The sequence below is a fragment of the Nocardioides sp. genome (assembly GCF_035481145.1).
Classification (GTDB): Bacteria; Actinomycetota; Actinomycetes; order Propionibacteriales; family Nocardioidaceae; genus Nocardioides.
This window is the reverse complement of the sequence record NZ_DATIHB010000161.1, coordinates 1-4,503: the sequence shown is the minus strand read 5'-3', so window position 1 is coordinate 4,503 and position 4,503 is coordinate 1. Positions and strand designations below refer to the sequence as shown.

Annotated in this window: 4 protein-coding genes and 2 tRNA genes; all 6 read right to left on the bottom strand. The window is 71.2% G+C overall.

The features are described 5' to 3' along the window. Positions 1-39: 39 nt before the first annotated feature. Positions 40-1,461: a trigger factor gene (tig, locus tag VLF38_RS13710; RefSeq protein WP_325271801.1), complete on the bottom strand. Its 1,422-nt coding sequence runs from the start codon at positions 1,459-1,461 to the stop codon at positions 40-42. Between the two features lie 77 nt (positions 1,462-1,538). After that, positions 1,539-1,611: transfer RNA gene (locus VLF38_RS13705), tRNA-Pro, on the bottom strand. A 47-nt stretch (positions 1,612-1,658) separates the two neighbouring features. After that, positions 1,659-1,732 (bottom strand) — tRNA-Gly (locus VLF38_RS13700). Between the two features lie 166 nt (positions 1,733-1,898). Then, entirely contained in the window at positions 1,899-2,897 is a 999-nt protein-coding gene (locus tag VLF38_RS13695) for a PP2C family protein-serine/threonine phosphatase (protein WP_325271800.1), read from the bottom strand. A 79-nt stretch (positions 2,898-2,976) separates the two neighbouring features. Next, the gene (locus VLF38_RS13690; RefSeq protein ID WP_325271799.1) at positions 2,977-3,864 is read right to left on the bottom strand and encodes an Fpg/Nei family DNA glycosylase; all 888 of its coding nucleotides are present in this window, start codon (positions 3,862-3,864) and stop codon (positions 2,977-2,979) included. Further along, on the bottom strand, positions 3,857-4,372 hold the full coding sequence (locus VLF38_RS13685) for a ribose-5-phosphate isomerase (protein WP_325271798.1): 516 nt from the start codon (positions 4,370-4,372) through the stop codon (positions 3,857-3,859). The genes VLF38_RS13690 and VLF38_RS13685 overlap by 8 nt, the downstream gene beginning before the upstream one ends. Positions 4,373-4,503 lie beyond the last annotated feature (131 nt).

Below are 4,503 nucleotides of genomic sequence, written 5' to 3'. Positions count from 1 at the left end.
GTCGTCGACCTCCGGGACGACCGCGGAGTACGGCGCGGGTCAGGCCTGCTCGGCCGGCTCCTCGACGTCGGTGGTCTCGGGGGCGTCAGGGGCGTCCGTCGTCTCGGCGCCGGACACCTCGGCCTCCGGCTCTCCGACGGTGCCGTCGGGGCGCAGGTTCTTCAGCTCGACGACGTTGCCCGAGGCGTCCTTGACGGTGGCCGACTCGACGATCGTCGCCAGCGCCTTGCCACGCAGGATCTCCTGCACGAGCTCGGGCACGTGGTTGTGCTCGAACATGTGGTTGGCGAACTCCTGCGGGTCCTGGCCGGACTGCTGGGCGCGCCGCACGATGTGCTCGGAGAGCTCGGCCTGGTCGATGCCGAACTCCTCCTTCTTGGCGATCTTGTCGAGGATGAACTGGGCGGTGACGGCGTCGCGGACCCGGCGCTCGAGGTCGGCCTCGAACTCCTCCTGGGTCTGGCCCTCGTCCTCGAGGTACTTCTCCATCGTGAGGCCGGCGTACACCAGCTGCTGCTCGACGTTCTGGCGGCGGGCGTTGAGCTCGTCGGTGACCATGGCCTCCGGCAGCGGGATGCTCACCTTCTCGAGCAGGACCTCGAGCACGGCGTCCCGGGCGGATGCGGCCTGCTCGAGGCGCTTGCCGCGTCCGAGGCGCTCGCGCACGTCCTCGACCAGCTCGTCGGCGGTGTCGAACTCGGATGCCATCTGCGCGAACTCGTCGTCGACCTCGGGCAGCTCCTGCTGCTGGACGGCCGTGACCTCGACGGTCACCTCGACGTCCTGGCCGACCAGGTCGCCACCGACCAGCTCGGAGGAGAAGGTCTTCTGGTCACCGGCGGACATGCCGACCAGCGCCTCGTCGAGACCGTCGATCATGCCGCCACGGCCGACCTTGTAGGACATGCCGCTGACCTCGCCGCCCTCGACGGCCTCGCCCTGCTGGGCGGCCGTGAGGTCGATGGTCACGAAGTCGCCGTCGGCAGCCGCCCGGTCGACGTCGACCAGGGTGCCGAAGCGCTCGCGGAGGGCCTGGACCTGCTCCTCGACGTCACTGTCGGTGACCTCGACGTCCTCCACCTCAGCCTCGAGCCCCTCGTAGTCGGGGACCTCGAAGTCGGGCTTGACGTCCACCTCGGCGGTGAACTCGATCACGTCGTTGTCCTCGAGGCGGGTGACCTCGATCGCGGGCTGCGCGAGCGGCTCGAGGGAGTTCTCCTGCAGTGCCTCGATGTACTTGTCCGGCACGACCTGGTTGATCGCCTCGTCGAGGACCACGCCGCGGCCGACCTGGCGGTCGATGACCGCCGGCGGGACCTTGCCGCGCCGGAAGCCGGGCACGTTGATCTGCTGGGCGATCTTCTTGTACGCCGCGTCGAGGCTCGGCTTGAGCTCCTCGAAGGGCACCTCGACGGTCAGCTTGGCCCGGGTCGGGCTCAAGTTCTCGACGGCGCTCTTCACAGGCTTGTCTCCTCTTTGGTCGTCTGCCCCGCACAGGTCATGCGCGGGCTGCTGGTGATGCTCACTGGCGTGTCCAGTCGGGGCGACAGGACTCGAACCTGCGGTCTCCTGCTCCCAAAGCAGGCGCGCTAGCCACTACGCTACGCCCCGCCAAGTGGGCCGCCACCGCCGGCAAGTGCCGACTGTCACGACCTCCTTGGAGCGGATGACGGGAATCGAACCCGCGTAGCCAGTTTGGAAGACTGGGGCTCTACCATTGAGCTACATCCGCGCACACGGGGGCTCCGCCCCCGTGCCGCCCGGAACACCGGGTGGCTGGCGGGCAGGGCCCCTGTCGGGGATTCATCGTGCCATACCGACCCACGTCGCCCCCAACCGAGCACGCCACGCCGGACACGCACGGACAAGCTCGGGCCCGTTGCGACGCGCGGCCCGGCCTACCGGCGGTGCACCAGCAGCAGCGCGCGGTCGTCGTGGCGGGAGCCGAGGGAGTCGACCAGCCGTGCTGCTCCGCCGTCGAAGCTGCCGCGCAGCAGCCGCTCCGCCTGGCCCAGCATCCGGTCGATGCCCAGCATGATGTCGCGGCTGGGCGTCTCGACGAGCCCGTCGGTGTAGAGGAGCATCGCGTCGCCGCGCCGCATGACACCCGTCACGCAGCCGTAGGTGGCGTCCGGGATGAGCCCGAGGATCGGCCCGGGGGCCTCCAGGACCGACCACCTCCCGGTCCCGGCGCTGAGGAGCGCTGCCGGCGGATGGCCGGCGGAGCGGACCGTGAAGTGCCCGGAGAGGAGGTCGAGGGAGAGGTGCACCGCGGTCGCGAACCCCTCCTCCCAGTCCTGGCGGAGCAGGAAGTCGTTGGCCGCCGGCAGGAACTCCTCGGACGGCAGCGCGCCGAGCAACCCGCCCATCGCCCCGGAGAGCAGCAGGGCCCGGGTGCCGGCTCCCTCACCCTTGCCGGAGACGTCGACCACCACGACCTCGAGTCGCTCGCCCACCCGGGCGGCGACCACGAAGTCGCCGGCGAACGGCGTGCCTCCGGCGGACCGCAGCTCGCTGGCGGCGTACCACCCCGGCGGCAGGTCGGGGATGCCGCCCTGGCGCTGGATGCGGTCGCGCAGGTCGACCAGCATCGACTCGCCGCGGGCGCCGGCCACGCCGAGGCGCGACCGGCGGAAGGAGGTCAGCAGGATGAGCAGGCCGATCGCGAAGATCACCACGATGCCCAGGGTGACGCGGAGCCTGACCTCCTCCTGGCGCGGGATCACCAGCGACAGCACCGCCAGCACGAAGATCACGAACCACGGCAGCTCGCGGGGGCCGAGTCGCAGGCTGGCGACCATCAGGGGCACCACCATCAGGGTCAGCGGCGCCTCGACGGGCCACGTCCACAGGACGACGCCGAACACGACGGTCGTGAGCACCAGCCAGAACAGCACCCGCTGCTCCGTGGACACCGAGAGGCGTCGGCTCGCCAAGCGTCGCGCGGTCCCAGTGCTCGCGCGCGTGGCCTGGGCCTCAACCATGCCGTCGACCTTCCTGCCGATGGTGCGACGACTCTACGGCGCGCGACCTGAACCTCGGCTGGCAACGCGGACACCAGAACACATTTCGTCCCGCGAGCACCTCCGTCCTCACCAGGCCGCCGCAGACGTGGCAGGGCTGGCCGGTGCGGCGGTAGACGTAGACCTCGCCGCCGTGATCGTCGACCCGCGGCGGTCGCCCCATCGCCTCCGGAGTGTGCTCGGGGCGCACGGTGTCGATCCGCCCGGAGCGGACGCCCTCCCCCATCAGCACGACGAGGTCGTCCCAGATGGCCCGGAACTGGCCGACCCGCAGGGTCCGGCCGGGCCGGAGCGGGTGGATGCGGTGCCGGAAGAGCACCTCGGCGCGGTAGACGTTGCCGACGCCGGCCAGGACTGCCTGGTCCATGAGCAGGTCGCCGACGGGCCGCGGGCTGGCGGAGATGCGGCGCCAGGCCCGCGCGGGGTCGGCGTCGCTCCGCAACGGGTCCGGGCCGAGCTTCCCGAGGACCTCGGCGCGGCGGCCGGCGTCGACGAGGCTGCACTGCGTGGCGCCTCTCAGGTCGGCGTACGACGTGGGACCGAGGTCGTCGTCCGTCACCAGGCGCAGGCGCACGGCGCCCACGGGGTCCGGCACCTCGGCCACGCCGGAGTGCACGGCGAAGCCGCCGATGAGGCCGAGGTGGACGTGCACGAACCTCTCCCCCTCGAACTCGACGAAGAGGTGCTTGCCTGCGGAGTCGGCGCCGAGGCACGTGCTCCCGTCGAGCAGGGCGGCGTCGGCCGCGAAGCGACCCTGCGGGCTGGAGACGGAGACCCGTCGACCGGCGAAGGCGGCGCCCAGCTCCTCGGCCAGCCGCCGCAGGGTGTGGCCCTCAGGCATGCGTCCCGGCCGGACCGCCCAGCGCCGACTCCGGCAGCGGCGGCAGCTCTCCCGTCTCGTCGTAGGTCGTCAGCTGGGCGATGCGGCGCACGTGTCGCTCGTCGCCGGGGAACGGGGTGGTGAGGAACACCTCCACGAAGCGGGTCATGTCCTCGAGCGAGTGCATGCGACCGCCGACGGAGACGACGTTCGCGTCGTTGTGCTCACGGGCCAGCGTGGCCGTCTCCTCCGACCACACCAGCGCGGCCCGGACGCCGGTGACCTTGTTGGCGGCGATCTGCTCGCCGTTACCCGAACCCCCGATGACGACGCCCAGGCTGTCGAGGCCGTCCACCTGCTCGGCGGCGACCGCCTCTGCCGCGCGGAGGCAGAAGACGGGGTAGTCGTCGAGGGGGTCGTGGACGAACGGCCCATGATCGACGACCTCGTAGCCGTGGTCGGCGAGCCAGGCCATCAGGTGGTCCTTGAGCCCCAGGCCGGCGTGGTCGGAACCGAGGTGAACGCGCATGGGCGACATTCTGTCAGCGCACGACCTCGAGCTCGACGAGCACTCCGGGAGACACGGAACGCCCGAGCAAATGTCCATCTACGTGTCAACGAAGAACGGCCCCCAGCCCGGACTTTTTGAGGTGGCGATGG

Excerpts from the sequence above, each read along its gene's own strand:
- VLF38_RS13690 (WP_325271799.1), bottom strand. The coding sequence starts at position 3,864 with ATGCCTGAGGGCCACACCCTGCGGCGGCTGGCCGAGGAGCTGGGCGCC.
- VLF38_RS13685 (WP_325271798.1), bottom strand. The coding sequence starts at position 4,372 with ATGCGCGTTCACCTCGGTTCCGACCACGCCGGCCTGGGGCTCAAGGAC.